Raw genomic sequence first — 17,558 nt, forward strand, 5'->3', positions numbered from 1 at the left:
GCCGTGACGGCTGGGCAGCCTTGGCTGAATCAAGAAGCACGACGAGGTAATCAGACAATGAGAACAATGAAAACAGCAGTAGCAGCCCTGGCGGCGGCCGCCGTCGTCAGCACCCATGCCGTCGCGGCGGAGGTGACATGGCGGGTGCCGACATCGGTTCCGGCGGGCTCCCCGTTCTATGAGAACTTCCTGGAGCGATTTGCCGACAATGTCGCCACCCTCACCGAGGGCAGGGTCGATATCCGGCCCTTCGGCGCGGGCGTCATCGTGCCGGCCCTGCAAGTCTACGATGCGGTCAAGGAAGGAACGGTAGAGGCGGGGCATTCGACCCCTAGTTACCTGGTCAACCAGGACCCGATCAATGCGATATTCGCCGGATTCCCGGGTGGCATGGGCCCGGATGCTTACATCAACTGGATATACGAAGGCGGTGGCCAGCAACGGCTCAAGGAGATTCGCGAAGGCGAAGGGCTCCATTCGCTGGTGGTCGGTATCGGGTCGACGGAGATCTTCGCGCACTCCAACGTCGCGATCACCGGTCCGGAAGACCTCGATGGACTGAAATATCGTACCTCGGGGCCCTGGGCCGAGGTCATGAAGGATTACTACAACGCCGTGCCTACCGTCGTCCCGCCCGGCGACACCTATACCCTGCTCCAGCGCAAAGGCGTCGATGCCGTCGAATGGGCGACGCCCTCCGGCAACCTGCCGGAGGGCTTCCATGAGGCCGCCCGCTATATCGTCGTGCCAGGTGTCCACCAGCCGACCTTCCTGTGGGAAGTGGTGGTGACGCAGGACACATGGGAGAAGCTGCCCGATGAGCTCAAGCCGCTGCTCGAGGCGGCGGCCAAGCTGACGACTTACGAAGGGCTCAGCTATTTCTACCGTCATGATCGGGAGGCCATGGTGACCTATCGCTCGGGACGCAATGAGGTCATTGCCCTGGATGAGGCGTTCGTCGACGAACTCGGCAGCAGCGGCCGCGACTGGATCACGGCGAAAGCGCAAGCCGAGGAGGGCGACGGTAGGCCATTGATGGGGGAAATTCTCGACGACTATTTCACCTATCGCGATCTCTGGATCTCGGAAAGCGGTTACTTGATTACAGAATGACTCGTTCCGTGGGGAGGCCCGTGGGCCTCCCCGAAGGAGGAAACATGATAATAAAACTGATCGACCGGGTTTCCGTGTTGCTGTCCCTGGTGAGTCGGGGGCTGTTGCTTGTCCTCGTGGTCGCCATGCTCTACGAGGTGGTCGCGAGATACGTCTTCAATGCCTCGACCATCTGGGCCTTCGATTTGTCATATATGGCCACTGGGGCGGCATTCATCCTCGGCGTGGCGTGGACGGCCAGGATAGATGGCCATGTTCGTGTCGACTTTCTCAGCCAGAGGCTGCCCGTGAGGATGTCACGCGCGATCAACGCCGCCGTCTACCTGGGCATGGTCGCCCCTATCATGGCCTGCATGACCTGGTATGGCTGGCGCCGCGCCGCCAGGGCGCTGACGTCCGGTGAGGTGGAAACCGTCAGCATCTGGGCGCCGAAGATGTGGCCTTTCTACTCGGTGATCGCCGTCGGGCTGACGATCTTCACCTTGCAGGTCGTGGTGCAGGGTATTCGCTTCCTGCAGGGAGAAAATGCCTCGGGAGAGCAGCGCTGATGGATATAATAATCGCCGCCTTGATGTTTCCCGGGCTATTCCTGATGATATTCCTGGGTATTCCCATTGCTTTTTCATTGGCTGTCATATCCGTGATGGCAGGCTGGTTTGCTTTTGGTCCGATGGTGTTTCAGCAACTGTATGGCAGTATTTATAGTGCGGCATCCAACTATGTGCTTTCCTCCATTCCGCTGTTCGTGCTGATGGGGGCGATACTCGAGAAGTCGGGGATCGCCAAGAACCTGTTCGATGCCATCCAGATGTGGATGGGCAAGTTGCCCGGCGGCCTTTCATTGACGACCATCGCGATGGCGGCTGTGTTTGCCGCGGCATCGGGCGTGGTCGGTGCGGTGGAGATCATGATCGGGTTGATGGCGATCCCGGCGATGCAGGCATATCGATACAACAATGCCTTGATCTCGGGGACCATATGCGCGGGCGGGTCGCTGGGGACGATCATTCCACCGACGGTCATCGTCGTGGTATACGCGGCTCTGGCTCAGCTCTCCATCGGTGCATTGTTCGCCGCCATCATCTTCCCTGGCTTGATCATGCTGTCCCTGTTCGCCCTCTATGTGCTTGGACGGTGCCTGCTCCGGCCCCAGGACGGGCCTGCGGTCGCTGCGCAGGACGTCGAGCGTCCGCTCGGGGAGAAGCTCGGCATCACGTTCAAGGCCCTGGTGCCGCCGATCGTGCTGATGATTGCCGTGCTGGGGTCGTTGCTCGGTGGCATCGCCTCTCCGACGGAGGCGGCGGCCGTTGGCGTGGCGGGGGCCTTGATCCTGTCCCTGATCAATGGCGGGTTGAGTGCCAGGTCGCTGAACGACTCCCTCGCCATGACGGTGAGAATCACCGCGATGATCCTGCTGATCGTCGCCGGCGGCACCATGTTCACCGGCATCTTCGCCGTCAATGGCGGCGACAGGATGGTGGCGGAGATCGCCGGGAGCTTCGGCGGTGGGCAGTTGAGCGTGATCCTGTTCTTTCTCGCGGTGACATTCGTGCTTGGCTTCGTGCTGGACTGGACCTCGATCGTACTGATCTGCGTACCGATCTTCACTCCGATTGTCCGCAGCCTCGGCATCGATCCGATATGGTTTGCCGTGATGGTGCTGGTGACGATACAGACGAGCTACCTGACACCGCCCATGGCGTCCTCCATCTTCTACTTGAAGTCGATAGCGCCTGCCGATATCACCTATGGGCAGATGTGCCGCGGGGTCGTCCCCTTCATCATGGCGCAGTTGCTGACACTGGCGATCGTCGCGTCCTTCCCGGCCATTGCCACGTGGTTGCCCGACAGGGTCGTCGGGTTCTGACCTCGCTGAGGCCATGACGTACGACGTTCGCTGTCGTCGGGCGTCGTGCCCTATCAGCGCTGATCGGCACCGGCCGCGCTCTCCAACTGCTGTTGCTCCAGCAGCGTCGCGATGCCTTCGCAGGCGCCGAGGATATGTTGACGCAGCAGCTCGCAGGCTTCCTTGGCCTTGCGCTCGCGGCACAGGTCCAGCAGCGCGTGGTGCTCGCGTTCGGCTTTCTCGATGCCCTTGGTATACAGCAGCTGCATGCGGATGTAGCGGTCCGACTTGGTGTTGAGGTGGGTCACCATGCTCATCGTCTCGGGCAACGAGGCGGGGGCATACAGCGCCTTGTGGAAAGCGAAGTTGTACTCGCTCCAGTTATCGATCTGGCTGCCGCTGTCCAGGGCCGCATCGTACTCGGCGAGGACATGTGCGGCAGTGGTGAGGCTGTCCTCGGTCATGTTGGGGATGGCGCGCTCCAGCAGGTAGCTCTCCAGCAGCACGCGCAGGTCGAACAGCTCGCGTATGGTGTCCACCGACAGCTCGGTGGCGAAGGCCCCCCGATGGGGAATGAACTCGACCAGCCCCTCGGCTTCCAGGTTCAGCAGGGCCTCGCGTACCGGGATACGGCTGACGTCGTAGTCGCTGGCCAGGCCATCCTGGCGTAACTGGGCACCGCCCTGGAATTCGCCGCTGAGGATTCGCCGTCGCAGGTCGTTGGTCACGAATTGCGCACGAGTCTTGTACATGCTTGTCGGTTCCAATTTTTCGTCATGATTGCATAAAGTATACGAAAAGTTGGCTTGGCTGTCTGCACCCGGCAGCCCATGGCGCGGGCGCCGGTCGGGGGGCCTGGCGGGCCGGGAGATCGCCGCGGTGCCGGTGGCACCGCGGCGGGGCGGGTCACGGCACCAGGGTCTGGGCGGCGCCGAGGTAGGTCTCGCCGTTGGCGCGTACGAGCTCGACGTCGCCGGTCTCCGAGCCCTGGTGGACCTCTTCCAGGGCGATGGCCATGTCGGCCACCTCCTCGTTGATCTTCTCGAGGGCGTTCTCGAGGGTATAGGTGAGCTCGTGGATGGTGCCGAGGTCGCTCGGCTCGAGCTCCGGCTGGGCGAGCAGTTCGGCCAGTTGCCGGTTGGTCGCGGAGAAGTTGCTGACGGCCTGTTCGAGCGTCGCGGAGGTTTCGCCCTCGAAGTGGTCGGTACGCTCCTCGGCCTGGACGGCGGTGGTGGCCAGCAGGCCGGCGAGCAGCAGGGCGGTGATCGGTTGCTTCATGGGGTGGGGTCTCTCATGCAAATGATAGTGATTAGCATTCGTGAGGCTATCCCTTCCCCCCGCCCGCCGCAAGCGCCGCGTCTGCGAAGGCGTTACCGCGAACGGTTTCGTTGACCCGGCGCAGGGTTTGACAAGGCGCGGCATGGCGCCTAGATTGCCAGTTGCAAATGATAATTGTTGTCATTTGCCGGAGTGATCAAGGAGGACAGCATGCCGTACCGCATCAATACCGGACTCAAGGGCTCCAACCCGACCCTGCAGATCTGCGATGCCAGCTCGGGCTCCGTGCGGGTGGCCTGGGAGTACCCCCGTCGCGACCCCCACCTCTCGGCGGAAGAACTCGAGCTGCTGCAGCTCCGGCGCGAGGAGGCGATCCATGACCTCTTCCGCCGCCTGTTCCTGCTGACCACCGAGCAGTACCTCAAGGGCGAGCTGGACGAGGCACCGGCGCTGGGTGCCTGGCGCTGGCGGCACGCGGGTCGCCGCTGAGCTAGGCGGGGTCGAGGGTGGTGCTCAGGATGTCGGTGGTCTCGCAGGGCTTGCCGTGGCGCAGGGTGAGGCGCCGCTCGCCGAGGTTCATGACCACGGCGAACAGCGTCTCCATGCGCTCCTCCGGCGGCTGGTCGGGGTTGAAGTGCCGGCAGATCGACAGCGGGGCGCCGTGGTGGTCGCTAAGGATCTCGAACAGGGCGGCCTCGTCGACCTCGAGCTGGCCGGGCAACTGGTCGCGAAGCAGCTGGTCGAGCCTCGCCAGGCGCGGCCGGGAGTCGGGCCGCGGGAAGTCCTCGACCTGGCAGGTGGCACTGCGGGCGTAGAGGTGGTTGGTGTGGGTGACCACGCCTTGTTCGGGGACCAGTCGGCCGGGTTCGCCGGGGTGGACCTCGAGGCCGGCCGCCTGGCCGTCGGCGCTGGCGATCAGGAAGTGGGCGGGGGAACAGACCCGGTCGCGGGTGGCCACGGCCACGGCGCTCTTCAGGTCGGGGCTCTCCAGGATCTTGCGCAGGGCGACATGGATCGGCAGGCCCTCGCCACAGGTCCGGGAGCGGATGGCATTGAGGCAGACGCCGATGCCGTGGGCGTTCATGCCGATCTTGGCCACCATGCCGGCCTCGCCGATGCTGAGCAGCGGGGCGGCCTGCTCGCCGGTGATCTTCAGCGCCACGACGTTGTGCAGCTGGTCGGTGCGCCAGTCCCAGTTCTGGGCCAGCCACTGCTGGCCGGCGCGCTGCAGGGCGAAGGCCGAGCAGCCACCGCTGGCCCGGGTCAGCGAGATCTCGCTGCGGCAGTTGAGGGTCAGGATGTCGGCGAGGTCGACCCCGGCGCCGCGGGCGATGCCCGCCATCTCGTCGAGGATCTCGGGAAAGCCGCTCTCGATCATGGCGGAGAAGCGGTCGGCCTCCTCCCGGGCCGCCTTCCAGCGGATGCCGACGAAGTCGAGAAACAGGCGGTCGTAGACTTCGATACTGCGGTGGATGAGCCGTGCATGGGCCAGGCCATGGGCCTCGCCGATCTCGTGGCGGTTGCCGGAAAGCGTGGTGAGTTGCATGACGACCTCGCGAGTCGATGTGCCCGATGCCGTCACTTTAGCATGCGGCGGGTCCGGGACCATGCCGGCGCCGGGCCGGCACGGGACCCTCCGGTCAGAGCCATTCGTCGAGGCCGGCGAGGAAGGCGGCCCAGGATTTCTCGTCGGCGCGTTCCTGGTAGCGGTCGCTGTCGAACTCCGTGAAGCCGTGGGGGGCCCCCGAGTAGACCTGGATCTCGTAGGTGGCGCCGGCGGCCTCGAGCTCCTCGGCCAGGGTGACGACATCGCCCATGGGCACGGCGCTGTCGGCGCCGCCGTGGGCGATCAGCAGCGGTGGGACCTCCTCCGGCCATGCCTGGCCCTCCGGGGTGCCCAGCCCCCCATGGAAGCTGGTGTAGCCGGCCACGCCCTCGGCCCCGCCGGAACGGGCGATCTCCAGGACCACGGCACCGCCGAAGCAGTAGCCCATCACCACCGTGGGCTCGGCGGCACCCTGGTTGCGGGCCTCGGCCAGGCCGGCCAGGGTCAGCGAGCGCATGCGGTCGCGGTCCTCGTAGAGCGCGCGGGTGGCGGCCTGGCGGCCCTCGGTGGTCGCCGGGCGGTTGCCCTGCCCGAAGAGGTCGACGGCGAAGGCGTCATAGCCCTCGGCGGCGAGCATGTCGGCGCGCTGGCGCTCATAGTCACCCAGGCCGTCCCAGTCGTGAATGATCAGTACGGTGCCCCGCGCCTCGCCCTCGGCGCTGGCGAGATAGCCTTCGAAGGCCTCGTCGCCGACCTCGTAGACGATGTCGTCGCCGGCGGGCGTGAAGGCGTGGGCATGGGCGGCCAGGCCGAGGGCGGCCAGCAGCACGGCGAAAGCGATGGGGGGGCGCATGGGAACTCCAGTCGGGGGCGTGAGGATCCGACCTGTCAGTATAGGCACCCGCCGCGGCCGGCGATCCATGAGCGTTGTAAGGTTGAGGCGCTCGCCACGGTAGGAAAAGGGTATGAGTGGCGGGGCATCGGGGCGGCCTAACGTTGGTAGCGAGAGCTTGTATTTTGGGCCGTTGCCTTCCAGATTTAGAAAACGCTGTACAAAGGCCTGCGCGGGCAAATCGCTGCGTTGCGCGGTGCGCGGAATCCTCACGTACTCCAGTGCACCCGCTACAATTTCAATCATGTACGCAGTCATACGAAGGGGAACCACCATGAAGAAGCGTGTATTGGTGACGGCCGTGGCGGCCTCCGCCCTGGCCCTGGCCGGAGCGGCCCAGGCCGAAGTGAAGATCGGCTTCCTGGGCGGCTTCACGGGGCCGATCGAGAGCCTGACGCCGCCGATCTACGAGGGCGCCCAGCTGGCGGTACAGCAGATCAACGAGCAGGGCGGCATCCTGGGCGGTCAGCAACTGGTGATGCCCAGCGGTGATACCACCTGTGCCGACGCCTCGGCGGCGACCAATGCGGCGGACCGCATGGTCAACACCGAGCAGGTCACCGCCATCGTCGGGGCGCTGTGCACCGGGGCGACCATCGCCGCGGCCAACAACGCGGCGATCCCCGGCGGCGTGGTGATGGTCTCGCCGGCTTCCACGGCCCCGGCGGTGAGCGAGCTCGACGACAACGACCTGGTGTTCCGCACCGTGCCCTCCGACGCCTTCCAGGGCGAGATGCTGGCCAAGCTGCTGCTCGACCAGGGCATCGAGGAGGTGGCGGTCACCTACGTCAACAACGACTATGGCCGGGGCCTGGCGGATGCCTTCGGCGAGGCCTTCGAGGCCGGCGGCGGCCTGGTGGCCGAGAACCTGGCCCATGAGGATGGCCGTGCCGACTACCGCTCGGAACTGGGCTCGCTGTCGGCCACCGGCACCGAGACCCTGGTGGTGCTGGCCTATGCCGACGGCTCCGGCCAGACGGTGCTGCGCCAGGCCTACGAGGGCGGCATGTTCACCCAGTACGTGGGCGCCGACGGCATGGTGGGCGACAGGCTGGTCGAGGCGGTCGGTGCCGACGTGCTCGAGGGCATGATCGCCACCCGCCCGGGCAGCCCCGACCTGCCGGGAACCGAGATCTTCAACGAGGCCGCCGAGGCGGCCGGCTTCGACCCCAGCGCGGTGTTCGCCGCCCAGGCCTACGATGCCGCCTTCCTGCTGGCCCTGGCCATCGAGCAGAACGGCAGCGCCGAGCGTGCGGGGCTCGCCGAGGCGCTGCGCAGCGTCTCTTCCGCCCCCGGCGAGATGGTCCTGCCCGGCGAGTGGGAGAAGGCCGTGGAGCTGATCGCCGCCGGCACCGAGATCAACTACGAGGGCGCCTCCGGCAGCCACGAGTTCGACGAGAACGGCGACGTGCCCGGCGTGGTGGTCGAGATGGCGGTCGAGGGGGGCGCCTTCGTCAGCCGGGGCTTCATCGAGCCCTGATCGCTGACCGATCCAGTCCTCGTCACCAGAGAGGCCTCGGCATTGCCGAGGCCTTTATTCATACAGCCATCATGTAGAGAGTGCAGCGTTGTGACGCGAGCATAACTCCGTACTCGCTACCCGTGGTGCCGGACCTTCTCCGGCAACAGCCCCTTGGGTGCGAAGCGCAGCACCAGGGTGATCAGCAGGCCGATCACGAATACCCGGGCCTGCAGGGCGCGGCTTCCCAGGTGGCCGGGGGCATCCCAGCCGAAGACGCCCTCGCCGAAGCTGACGGCCAGCTGCATCAGGAAGAGTGCCAGCGGCTCGGACATGATCCAGATGAGGTAGACCGCCACGGCGCCGAAGATGGTGCCGAGGTTGTTGCCCGGCCCGCCGAGGATCACCATCACCAGCACCAGGAAGGTGTGGTTGAGCGGCAGGAAACCCTGGGGGTCGAAGATGCCGTTGAAGCTGGTCAGCGCCGCCCCGCCGATGCCCATCAGGATGCAGCCGAGCACGAAGATCTCCAGGCGGCGACGGTTGATGTCCTTGCCCATGGCCGCGGCGGAGACCTCGTTGTCGCGGATGGCGCGGATCATGCGGCCCCAGGGGGCGTGATAGGCGCGGTGCAGCAGGAAGAAGATCGCCGCGATCATCACCGCGGTGACCGACAGGTAGAGTGAGCGGGACAACACGAAGCCGAGGTCGCCGGCGCCGGGGGTCGGCCAGGGCAGCGGCGAGACGGTGGCGGTGCCGCGGGTCAGCCAGTCGGAGTTCTTGAGGAAGGCCTTGATGATCTCGGCGATGCCGAGCGTGGCGATGGCCAGATAGTCGCTGCGCAGTCCCAGGCAGATATGCCCGATGAAGTAGCCGATGCCGCCGGCCAGCATCCCGCCGACGATCCAGCCGGTCCAGGCCGGCAGGCCCAGGCCGCCGATGAAGCCGGCGCGCGACTCGATCTCGCCGGTGACCCCGCGCAGCACGCTGATCACCGCGAGATACAGCACCACCGCCAGCACGATGGCGATCACCGTGCGCAGCCGTTTCGGCACGCCGAGGCGGTCGAGCTTGGTGGCGCCATAGACCACCAGGGCGGCACCGAGCAGATAGAGCAGCGCCAGGCCGAGCTCGCCGGGCAGCTCGCTGTCCCAGAAGGCGTCGTTGACCGGTATGCTGAAGAACATGGCGGCAAAGCCGCCCAGGGCGACGAAGCCCATCACCCCGGCGTTGAACTGGCCGGCATAGCCCCACTGGATGGTCAGCCCCAGCGCCAGGATGGCGTAGCAGGCGGCTTCCACCAGCATGCGGGTACTGTAGGCGACGCCCATCATGGCGTAGACGCCCAGCACGGCCACCAGCAGGGCGGCGAACAGGATCACCTCGCGCCGCGGGAAGCGGCGGGCGGGGGGCTGGGATCGGGGCGTGTCGGTCATGTGATCACCTTGCCCTTGAAGAGTCCGGTGGGGCGCCACACCAGGATGGCGACCAGGATGAAGAAGGGCACCACGATCTTGTACTCGGTGCCGACGAAGGCCAGGTTGCGCGGCAGCTCCAGCCACCCGGGGAAGTGCTGCTGAAAGGGGCGCAGCAGCACCGTCCAGTTGAACACCGCGAGCGTCTCGGCGAAGCCGACCACGAAGCCGCCGGCGATGGCCCCATAGGGGTGGCCCACGCCACCGACGATGGCCGCGGCGAAGATCGGCAGCAGCAGGAAGAAGCTCAGGTCGGGCTTGAAGGTCACGTCCAGCGACAGCAGGGTGCCGGCGATGGCGGCCAGGCTCCCGGCGATCACCCAGGTCACCGCCACGATGGTGTTGGTGTTGATGCCCGAGGCCAGGGCCAGGTCGGGGTTGTCGGACATGGCGCGCATCGCCTTGCCCAGCCGCGAGCGACTGAGGAAGAGGTGCAGCCCGACCACCGCGGCAATGGTCAGCACGAAGAGGATCACCTGCGGTTCGGTGACGATCACCGGGCGGGTGATCGCCTCGAAGGGCAGCTCGAGCCGGTAGATCTCCTTGCGCTCGCCGATGTAGAGGCTCCGGCCGCTGGTGCCGGCGAACAGCCGGATCACCCCCTGCAGCATCAGGGTCACGCCCAGCGAGGCGATCACCATGACGATCGGCTTGACCCCATGGGCGCGCAGCGGCTTGTAGAAGGCGCGGTCGACGCCCACGGCCAGCAGGGCGGTGAGCGCCATGGCCAGCGGCAGCATCACGACGGCGGTGGGCAGCCCCACGGCGCTGCCGACACCGGGAAAGGCCAGGGTCAGCAGCAGCACCATGGCGGCGCCGAAGGTCATCATGTCGGCATGGGCGAAGTGGGCGAAGCGCATGATGCTGAAGATCAGCGTCACGCCGACGGCCCCGATGGCGTAGATCGAGCCGGTCACGCTGCCGGCGACGATCACGTTGTTGATGAAGAAGACCAGTTCGTTCAAGGCGTTCTCTCCACGCTAGGATCGGCGTTCAGCCACCCAGGAAGCTTCTGGCGACCTCGGGGTCGGCCAGCAGGGCGGCGCCGGTGTCGGTGAAGCGGTTCTGGCCGGCGGCCAGCACGAAGCCCTTGTCGGCGATGGCCAGCGCCTGCTTGGCGTTCTGTTCCACCATCAGGATGCCGACGCCGGCGGCATTGATCTCCTTCACGCGCTCGAAGATCTCGTTCATGTAGAGCGGCGAGAGGCCGGCGGTGGGCTCGTCGAGCAGCAGCAGGCTGGGCTCGGCCATCAGCGCCCGGCCCATGGCGACCATCTGGCGCTGGCCGCCGGAGAGTTCGCCGGCGCTCTGGTGGCGCTTGTCGCGGAGCGGCGGGAAGAACGCGTAGACCTCCTCGAGCATGCGCTTGACGTTCTCGGGCTTGAGGTAGGCCCCCATCTCCAGGTTCTCCTGCACCGTCAGGCTCGGGAAGACGTTGTGCTCCTGGGGGATGAAGCCCATGCCCTTCTGCACCAGCTTGTTGGCCGGCAGGTTGTGGATCGGCTCGCCGCGCAGCAGGATCTCGCCCTGGCTGACGGCGAGCAGGCCGAACACGGCCTTGAGCATGGTCGACTTGCCGGCGCCGTTGGGGCCGACGATCACGCCGATCTCGTCGGCCTCGATCGCCAAGTTCACCCCGTTGAGGATGTTCATGCCGCCGTAGCCGCCGTAGACGTCGCGTGCTTCGAGTAGTGGCATCGATGTTCCCTGCGTCCTGTCTGTCTTGTTGTTGTCCGGGGGGATCGCCCTGGGGAGGCCGTCAGGCGGCGCCGGCGCCCTTCAGGCCACGCGGGAACCGAAGTAGGCCTCGATCACCCGGGGGTCGTTGCGGATCTCGGCGATGGTGCCCTCGACCATCACGCTGCCCTGGGCCAGCACGATCACCGGGTTGCAGAGCCGCGCGATCATGTCCATGTCGTGCTCGATGACCAGGAAGGTGTAGCCGAGTTCGCGGTTGAGGCGCTCGATGTTGCCCATCAGGTCGCCCAGCAGGGTGCGGTTGACCCCGGCGCCGATCTCGTCGAGCAGTACTATCCTGGCGTCGGTCATCATGGTGCGGCCGAGCTCGAGGAGCTTCTTCTGGCCGCCGGAGAGGTTGCCGGCCAGTTCATTGCGCACCTGGTGCAGGCCGATGAAGTCGACGACCTCGAGCGCCTTGCGGCGCACCTCGTCTTCCTGCCGACGCACCAGGCCGGGCTTGAACCAGGCATCGAAGAGACTCTCGCCGGCCTGGGAGGACGGCACCATCATCAGGTTCTCCAGCGCCGTCAACTGGGAGAATTCGTGGGCGATCTGGAAGGTGCGCAGCAGCCCCTTGTGGAAGAGCGTGTTGGCGGGCAGGCCGGTGATGTCCTCGCCGTCGAACAGCACCTGGCCGCTGTCCAGCGGCAGGGCGCCGGCGATGATGTTGAACAGGGTGGACTTGCCGGCCCCGTTGGGGCCGATGAGCCCGGTGATCGAGCCCTCCTCCACCCGGAGCGAGCAGTCGTCGATGACCTTGAGGCCGCCGAACGCCTTGTGCACGTGTCGAACGTCGATGATGGCTGCCATGACCGGCTCCGTTGTTGTTCTGTGGCGAGCCCGGAGTCCGCTACCCGGGCGTCGCTGTCGTACCGCAGGCATGACGGATCACTGTTCCTGGCTGCTCTCCGTCAGGAAGGTGCGGCCGGCGGCGAAGGCGCCGACGATCACCAGGGCGCCGATGGTCGGGATCAGGTAGCCGTCGACCTGCGGGATGGTGCGCAGGAACACGAAGGAGACCGCCGCCGGGGCCACGAAGCGCACCAGGAAGCGCCAGGCGGTGAACCAGGTCTCGCTGGTGCGCATCTCCTTCATCACCTCGGAGGGGGTCAGGGCCCAGCCGGCGAACAGGGCGATCAGCAGGCCGCCCAGCGGCATGAAGATGTTGGTGAGCAGCTCGATGAAGTCGAAGGCGCTGCGGCCGAACAGGGCGTGGAACAGCGAGCCCTCGGCCCAGAGGTTGAAGCTGACCACGGTGAGCAGGCCCAGTGCCCAGCTGGCCACCACCATGGCGAACACCGCCTGGGGGCGGGTCAGGTCGAAGCGCTCGACCAGGTAGGCGGCCACCGGCTCGATCAGCGAGATCGAGGAGCTGATCGCCGCCCCCAGCACCAGGATGAAGAAGACGCCGCCGATCAGCGCACCGAAGGGCATCTCGGCGAAGGCCAGCGGCAGGGTGACGAACATCAGGCCGGGGCCCTGCCCCGGGGCCAGGTCGGCGCCGAACACCAGCGAGAAGATCGCCAGGCCGGCGACCATGGCCACGGCGGTGTCGACGATGGCGATGGCGATGGCGGTGCGGGTCAGCGAGGCCTCGCTGGACATGTAGGCGCCATAGGCCATGATCGCGCCCATGCCGAGGCTCAGGGTGAAGAACGACTGGCCCATGGCCTGCAGCCAGCCCTCGAGGCTCAGGTCGGCAATGTTGAAGGTGAACAGGAAGCTGGCCGCGGCGCCGAAGTCGCCGTTGGCGATGCCATAGGCGAGCACCACCAGCAGGATCACGAACAGCGAGGGCATCATGATGCGCAGGCTGCTCTCGATGCCCTTGTGGATGCCCATGCCGACGATGAGGCCGGAGGCGATGATGAACAGGGTGTGGTAGAGGGTCAGCAGGCCCGGCGAGGCGAGCAGGGCATCGAAGCCGGCGCCGATGGTCTCGGCATCGGCCCCGGCGAGCGAGCCGGTGAGCATCTGCCAGGTGTAGTGGAGCGCCCAGCCGGCGATCACCGAATAGAAACTGAGAATCAGGAACGCCGAGGTGGCGCCCAGCCAGCCGATCGACTCCCAGGCCCGGGAGGTGCGGTGGGTCACGGTCAGGTGGCGCATGCCCATGATCGGGCTGCGGCGACTGTTGCGTCCGAGCATGGTCTCGGCGATCAGGATCGGGATGCCGACGGCGAAGATGGTCAGGGCATAGACCAGGATGAAGGCGCCGCCGCCGTTCTCGCCGGTGAGGTAGGGAAAGCGCCATAGATTGCCGAGCCCCACCGCCGAGCCGACGGCGGCCAGCAGGAAGGTGCCCTTGTGTGTCCAGACGTTGTGCGTGCTCATGAGGATTCCGGGTGTCCTGATCGGCCTTGTGGGCCCTGGGGTGGCCTCGTGGGCCGGAGCGTTCCGCAGCGGGGCATGCCCCGACGTTGGCGCAACTTTGCGGCATTACCCGGGCGCCTGACTAGTGGCCGATCGTTTAGGGTGCGTTAAGGGCACGCTATGGTATCGCCCCGGGGATCAGTCCTGTGCGTCATCATCGCCCTCGCGGGTCTCGCGATGCGGCTCCAGGGCACGGCTGGCGTCGGGCAGGCGCACGGTGTCGCCCAGGGCGAGCTTGCCGTGGGACTTCATGCGCCGGCCGTTGCCCAGGGCGATGATGGCGACTACCTCGCCGATGCTGGTGCCGTCGACGTAGGCCTCGACCCTGACCCGCACGATGGCGCCCTCGTGACGGGCCGAGAGGATGTCGCCGGGCCCCGGGTCGGAGTGGCCCGCGGGGTCCCGTTCGAAGTGGTGCATGACGCTGTCGGCACCGGGGTCGTCCCAGTCCACATGCTTGTGCATGACGCGGTCTCCTCTGCTGGCGGATGGCGTGCGGTGGCCATGCGACCCCGCTTCCCTGAGCCTAGCCGAGCAGACGGGAATGCCAAGGGGGCGTCGCTTACGGTAGGGCACAGCAAAAGGCCCGCCGGGGAGGCGGGCCTATCGGGGTATCCAGCGTTACTTCTTGCTGGCGCGCTTGCGCTCGTTCTCGGTGAGGTGCTTCTTGCGCAGGCGGATATGGTTGGGGGTGACCTCGACCAGCTCGTCGGAGTCGAGGAACTCGATGGCCTGCTCCAGGGTGAACTTCACCGGCGGCGTCAGCACGATGTTCTCGTCGTTGCCCGAGGCGCGCATGTTATCGAGCTTCTTGCCCTTGGTGGGGTTGACCACCATGTCGTTGGCGCGGCTGTTGATGCCCACCAGCATGCCTTCGTAGACCTCGGTGGCGTGGTCGATGATCAGCTTGCCGCGCTCCTGCAGGGCGTAGAGGGCGTAGGCCAGCGCCTTGCCGGGGACCATGGAGACCAGCACGCCGTTGCGCCGCTCGATGGAGGCATCGGGCTTGAGCGGGCCGTAGTGGTCGAAGCGGCTGGTGAGGATGCCGGTGCCCGAGGTCAGGGTCATGAACTGGCCGCGGAAGCCGATCAGGCCGCGCGCCGGGATCATGAAGTCCAGGCGCACCCGGCCCTTGCCGTCGGGGTTCATGTTGGTCAGCTCGCCCTTGCGGTAGCCGAGCTCCTCCATGATGGCGCCCTGGTGCTGCTCCTCGCAGTCGATGATGACTTCCTCGTAGGGCTCCTGCTTGACGCCGTCGATCTCGCGGATGATCACCTCGGGGCGACCCACGGCCAGCTCGAAGCCTTCGCGGCGCATGGTCTCGATCAGCACCGAGAGGTGCAGCTCGCCGCGGCCGGAGACCTTGAACTTCTCCGGCGTCTCGCCCTGCTCGACGCGCAGTGCCACGTTGTGGATCAGCTCCTGGTCGAGGCGGTCCTTGATATTGCGGCTGGTGACGAACTTGCCGTCCTTGCCGGCGAACGGTGAATCGTTGACCTGGAAGGTCATGGAGACGGTGGGTTCGTCCACGGACAGCGGCGGCAGGGCCTCGACGGCGGCCGGATCGCAGAGGGTGTCGGAGATCGACAGGTTGTCGATGCCGGTGATGCAGACGATATCGCCGGCGGTGGCCTCGTCGGTCTGCACGCGCTCCAGGCCCATGTGGGTCATCACCTGGCCGACCTTGCCCTTGCGGGTCTGGCCGTCGGTCCCCACGATCACGACCTGCTGGTTGGGCTTGACCGCGCCGCGCTTGATGCGGCCGAGGCCGATGACGCCGACGTAGCTGTTGTAGTCCAGTGCGGAGATCTGCATCTGGAAGGGGCCGTCGAGCTCGACCTTGGGCGGTTCGACGATGTCGACGATGGCCTGGAACATGGGGCTCATGTCGTCGGCCAGCGCCTCGGGGTCCATGCCGGCGATGCCGTTGAGGGCCGAGCAGTAGATGATCGGGAAGTCGAGCTGCTCGTCGGTGGCGCCGAGGTTGTCGAACAGGTCGAAGATCTGGTCGACGACCCAGTCGGCGCGCGCGCCCGGGCGGTCGATCTTGTTGACCACCACGATCGGCTTGAGGCCCTGGTCGAAGGCCTTCTGGGTCACGAAGCGGGTCTGCGGCATGGGGCCGTCGACGGCATCGACCAGCAGCAGTACCGAGTCGACCATGGACATGACGCGCTCGACCTCGCCGCCGAAGTCGGCGTGTCCCGGGGTGTCGACGATGTTGATGTGATAGGGGGTGCCGGAGGCGTCTTCCCAGCGGATCGCGGTGTTCTTCGCCAGGATGGTGATGCCGCGTTCCTTCTCCTGGTCATTGGAGTCCATGATGCGCTCCTGCCCCTCGGCCTTGCGGTCCAGGGTGCCGGACTGGCTGAGCAGCTTGTCGACCAGGGTGGTCTTGCCGTGGTCGACGTGGGCGATGATGGCAATGTTGCGAAGTTTCTCGATCACGACGCGATCCTGCTGGGAAAAAGTGGGGACGCATTATAGAGCCAGGGCGGTGGCCCCTACCAGCTCTGTCGGCGTGAATCGTGCGACACGAGGGCCGGGGCACGGGAATTCAGTGGCTTGGCGATGGCCGAAAATGTCGCTGCCGAGGAAAAACGCCCCGCCCCACCGAGGGGGCGGAGTCGCGGGGTCAGCCGCCGTCGATGGCCAGGCGCTGCTTGACCCGGCCGAAGGCCGCCAGGGCGAACTCCAGGTCGTCGCGGGTCAGGGCGGCGGACATCTGGGTGCGGATGCGCGCCTTGCCCTTGGGGACCACGGGGTAGGAGAAGGCGGTGACGTAGATGCCCTCCTCGAGCATGGCCTCGGCGAAGCGGCCGGCGACGGCGGCGTCGTGCAGCATCACCGGCACGATGGGATGCTCGCCGGGCAGCAGCTCGAAGCCGAGCCGCTCGAGCCCCTCGCGGAAGAAGGCGGTGTTGTCCTTGAGCCGGCGGCGCAGTTCAGCGGACTCGGAGGCCAGCTCCAGCGCCTTCAGGGCGCCGGCCACCACCGGCGGCGCGACGGTGTTGGAGAACAGGTAGGGGCGTGAGCGCTGGCGCAGCAGCTCGACCACCTCGCGCTTGCCGCTGGTGTAGCCGCCGCTGGCGCCGCCCAGTGCCTTGCCCAGGGTGCCGGTGGTGATGTCGATACGATCCATGCAGCCGCGGTACTCGTGCGTGCCGCGTCCGCCCTCGCCGAGGAAGCCGGTGGCGTGGCAGTCGTCGAAGTGCACCAGGGCGCCATGGCGCTCGGCCAGGTCGCAGATCTCGTCGAGCCGGGCGATGTAGCCGTCCATGGAGAACACGCCGTCGGTGGTGATCAGCTTGAAGCGGGCCCCGTCGCGGTCGGCGGCCTGGAGCTGCGCTTCCAGGTCGGCCATGTCGCTGTTGCGATAGCGGTAGCGCCTGGCTTTCGAGAGCCGTACGCCGTCGATGATGCTGGCGTGGTTGAGCTCGTCGGAGATCACCGCATCTTCCGGCCCGAGCAGGGTCTCGAACAGCCCGCCGTTGGCGTCGAAGCAGGAGGGGTAGAGGATGGTGTCCTCGGTGCCGAGGAACTCGCTGAGCTTGTGCTCCAGCTGCTTGTGCAGGGTCTGGGTGCCGCAGATGAAGCGCACCGAGGCCATGCCGTAGCCCCACCGTGCGAGGCCCTCCGCGGCGGCGGCGTTGACCGCCGGGTGCTGGGCCAGGCCCAGGTAGTTGTTGGCGCAGAGGTTGAGCACCTCCTGGCCGGCATCGATGCCGACATGGGCCCCCTGGGGGGTGGTCAGCTGGCGCTCGTGCTTGTAGAGCCCGGCCGCGTCGATGGCGTCGAGCTCATCGCGCAGGTGCTGTTGAAAGGATCCGTACATG

General features: G+C 66.6%; 17 protein-coding genes. 5 read left to right on the top strand and 12 right to left on the bottom strand.

Annotation, left to right across the window (positions count from 1 at the left end; genetic code table 11):
* Window positions 1-66 precede the first annotated feature (66 nt).
* Genes dctP through C1H66_RS11975 form a run of 3 tightly spaced genes read left to right on the top strand, consistent with a single transcriptional unit; the run spans window position 67 to window position 2,980 of the window.
* Window positions 67-1,113, top strand: a complete 1,047-nt coding sequence (gene dctP, locus C1H66_RS11965; RefSeq protein WP_240618293.1) for a TRAP transporter substrate-binding protein DctP — start codon at window positions 67-69, stop codon at window positions 1,111-1,113.
* A gap of 44 nt (window positions 1,114-1,157) precedes the next feature.
* Window positions 1,158-1,661, top strand: coding sequence for a TRAP transporter small permease subunit (locus C1H66_RS11970; protein WP_102628114.1), 504 nt, complete (start codon window positions 1,158-1,160; stop codon window positions 1,659-1,661).
* Window positions 1,661-2,980: a TRAP transporter large permease gene (locus C1H66_RS11975; protein ID WP_102628115.1), complete on the top strand. Its 1,320-nt coding sequence runs from the start codon at window positions 1,661-1,663 to the stop codon at window positions 2,978-2,980. Before C1H66_RS11970 ends, C1H66_RS11975 begins: the two co-directional genes overlap by 1 nt.
* Before the next feature lie 53 nt (window positions 2,981-3,033).
* On the opposite strand, the gene C1H66_RS11980 is transcribed toward C1H66_RS11975, so the two are convergent.
* Together C1H66_RS11980 and C1H66_RS11985 are read right to left on the bottom strand one after the other, a co-directional pair.
* Window positions 3,034-3,711, bottom strand: coding sequence for a GntR family transcriptional regulator (locus C1H66_RS11980; RefSeq protein WP_102628116.1), 678 nt, complete (start codon window positions 3,709-3,711; stop codon window positions 3,034-3,036).
* A 154-nt stretch (window positions 3,712-3,865) separates the two neighbouring features.
* Window positions 3,866-4,237 (bottom strand): DUF6746 family protein, encoded by a 372-nt coding sequence (locus tag C1H66_RS11985; protein ID WP_102628117.1) that lies wholly within the window; start codon window positions 4,235-4,237, stop codon window positions 3,866-3,868.
* A gap of 210 nt (window positions 4,238-4,447) precedes the next feature.
* Here C1H66_RS11985 and C1H66_RS11990 point away from each other — a divergent pair, with 210 nt between their 5' ends.
* Window positions 4,448-4,726 (top strand): hypothetical protein, encoded by a 279-nt coding sequence (locus C1H66_RS11990; RefSeq protein ID WP_102628118.1) that lies wholly within the window; start codon window positions 4,448-4,450, stop codon window positions 4,724-4,726.
* Window position 4,727: 1 nt separating this feature from the next.
* On the opposite strand, the gene C1H66_RS11995 is transcribed toward C1H66_RS11990, so the two are convergent.
* The gene (locus tag C1H66_RS11995) at window positions 4,728-5,783 is read right to left on the bottom strand and encodes a C45 family autoproteolytic acyltransferase/hydrolase (protein ID WP_102628119.1); all 1,056 of its coding nucleotides are present in this window, start codon (window positions 5,781-5,783) and stop codon (window positions 4,728-4,730) included.
* Window positions 5,784-5,877: 94 nt separating this feature from the next.
* The gene (locus C1H66_RS12000; protein ID WP_102628120.1) at window positions 5,878-6,636 is read right to left on the bottom strand and encodes a dienelactone hydrolase family protein; all 759 of its coding nucleotides are present in this window, start codon (window positions 6,634-6,636) and stop codon (window positions 5,878-5,880) included.
* Window positions 6,637-6,949: 313 nt separating this feature from the next.
* Between C1H66_RS12000 and C1H66_RS12005 the strand changes: the two genes are divergently transcribed.
* A complete protein-coding gene (locus tag C1H66_RS12005; protein ID WP_102628121.1) occupies window positions 6,950-8,155 on the top strand; it encodes an ABC transporter substrate-binding protein in 1,206 nt (401 codons plus the stop codon).
* Between the two features lie 116 nt (window positions 8,156-8,271).
* On the opposite strand, the gene C1H66_RS12010 is transcribed toward C1H66_RS12005, so the two are convergent.
* The 8 genes from C1H66_RS12010 to C1H66_RS12045 all read right to left on the bottom strand — a co-directional run bounded on the left by C1H66_RS12010 (window position 8,272) and on the right by C1H66_RS12045 (window position 17,557).
* The gene (locus tag C1H66_RS12010; protein WP_102628122.1) at window positions 8,272-9,570 is read right to left on the bottom strand and encodes a branched-chain amino acid ABC transporter permease; all 1,299 of its coding nucleotides are present in this window, start codon (window positions 9,568-9,570) and stop codon (window positions 8,272-8,274) included.
* Window positions 9,567-10,574 carry a branched-chain amino acid ABC transporter permease gene (locus tag C1H66_RS12015; RefSeq protein ID WP_102628123.1) on the bottom strand — a complete coding sequence of 336 codons (1,008 nt, stop codon included), beginning with the start codon at window positions 10,572-10,574 and terminating at the stop codon, window positions 9,567-9,569. The genes C1H66_RS12010 and C1H66_RS12015 overlap by 4 nt, the downstream gene beginning before the upstream one ends.
* Window positions 10,575-10,602: 28 nt before the next feature.
* Window positions 10,603-11,307, bottom strand: coding sequence for an ABC transporter ATP-binding protein (locus C1H66_RS12020; RefSeq protein WP_102628124.1), 705 nt, complete (start codon window positions 11,305-11,307; stop codon window positions 10,603-10,605).
* Between the two features lie 81 nt (window positions 11,308-11,388).
* On the bottom strand, window positions 11,389-12,159 hold the full coding sequence (locus C1H66_RS12025) for an ABC transporter ATP-binding protein (RefSeq protein ID WP_102628125.1): 771 nt from the start codon (window positions 12,157-12,159) through the stop codon (window positions 11,389-11,391).
* 78 nt (window positions 12,160-12,237) lie between these two features.
* Window positions 12,238-13,683 (bottom strand): sodium-dependent transporter, encoded by a 1,446-nt coding sequence (locus C1H66_RS12030; RefSeq protein WP_102628126.1) that lies wholly within the window; start codon window positions 13,681-13,683, stop codon window positions 12,238-12,240.
* Between the two features lie 177 nt (window positions 13,684-13,860).
* Window positions 13,861-14,187, bottom strand: coding sequence for a hypothetical protein (locus C1H66_RS12035; protein WP_102628127.1), 327 nt, complete (start codon window positions 14,185-14,187; stop codon window positions 13,861-13,863).
* A gap of 156 nt (window positions 14,188-14,343) precedes the next feature.
* Window positions 14,344-16,170, bottom strand: a complete 1,827-nt coding sequence (typA, locus tag C1H66_RS12040; RefSeq protein ID WP_102628128.1) for a translational GTPase TypA — start codon at window positions 16,168-16,170, stop codon at window positions 14,344-14,346.
* Window positions 16,171-16,357: 187 nt separating this feature from the next.
* On the bottom strand, window positions 16,358-17,557 hold the full coding sequence (locus C1H66_RS12045; RefSeq protein ID WP_102628129.1) for a glycine C-acetyltransferase: 1,200 nt from the start codon (window positions 17,555-17,557) through the stop codon (window positions 16,358-16,360).
* Window position 17,558 lies beyond the last annotated feature (1 nt).

The sequence above is a fragment of the Halomonas heilongjiangensis genome (assembly GCF_002879645.1).
In the GTDB taxonomy this organism is placed as follows: Bacteria; Pseudomonadota; Gammaproteobacteria; order Pseudomonadales; family Halomonadaceae; genus Halomonas; species Halomonas heilongjiangensis.

Coding starts and splice junctions, on each gene's coding strand:
- dctP (WP_240618293.1), top strand. CDS start 67: ATGAAAACAGCAGTAGCAGCCCTGGCGGCGGCCGCCGTCGTCAGCACC.
- C1H66_RS11970 (WP_102628114.1), top strand. CDS start 1,158: ATGATAATAAAACTGATCGACCGGGTTTCCGTGTTGCTGTCCCTGGTG.
- C1H66_RS11975 (WP_102628115.1), top strand. CDS start 1,661: ATGGATATAATAATCGCCGCCTTGATGTTTCCCGGGCTATTCCTGATG.
- C1H66_RS11980 (WP_102628116.1), bottom strand. CDS start 3,711: ATGTACAAGACTCGTGCGCAATTCGTGACCAACGACCTGCGACGGCGA.
- C1H66_RS11985 (WP_102628117.1), bottom strand. CDS start 4,237: ATGAAGCAACCGATCACCGCCCTGCTGCTCGCCGGCCTGCTGGCCACC.
- C1H66_RS11990 (WP_102628118.1), top strand. CDS start 4,448: ATGCCGTACCGCATCAATACCGGACTCAAGGGCTCCAACCCGACCCTG.
- C1H66_RS11995 (WP_102628119.1), bottom strand. CDS start 5,783: ATGCAACTCACCACGCTTTCCGGCAACCGCCACGAGATCGGCGAGGCC.
- C1H66_RS12000 (WP_102628120.1), bottom strand. CDS start 6,636: ATGCGCCCCCCCATCGCTTTCGCCGTGCTGCTGGCCGCCCTCGGCCTG.
- C1H66_RS12005 (WP_102628121.1), top strand. CDS start 6,950: ATGAAGAAGCGTGTATTGGTGACGGCCGTGGCGGCCTCCGCCCTGGCC.
- C1H66_RS12010 (WP_102628122.1), bottom strand. CDS start 9,570: ATGACCGACACGCCCCGATCCCAGCCCCCCGCCCGCCGCTTCCCGCGG.
- C1H66_RS12020 (WP_102628124.1), bottom strand. CDS start 11,307: ATGCCACTACTCGAAGCACGCGACGTCTACGGCGGCTACGGCGGCATG.
- C1H66_RS12025 (WP_102628125.1), bottom strand. CDS start 12,159: ATGGCAGCCATCATCGACGTTCGACACGTGCACAAGGCGTTCGGCGGC.
- C1H66_RS12030 (WP_102628126.1), bottom strand. CDS start 13,683: ATGAGCACGCACAACGTCTGGACACACAAGGGCACCTTCCTGCTGGCC.
- C1H66_RS12035 (WP_102628127.1), bottom strand. CDS start 14,187: ATGCACAAGCATGTGGACTGGGACGACCCCGGTGCCGACAGCGTCATG.
- C1H66_RS12045 (WP_102628129.1), bottom strand. CDS start 17,557: ATGTACGGATCCTTTCAACAGCACCTGCGCGATGAGCTCGACGCCATC.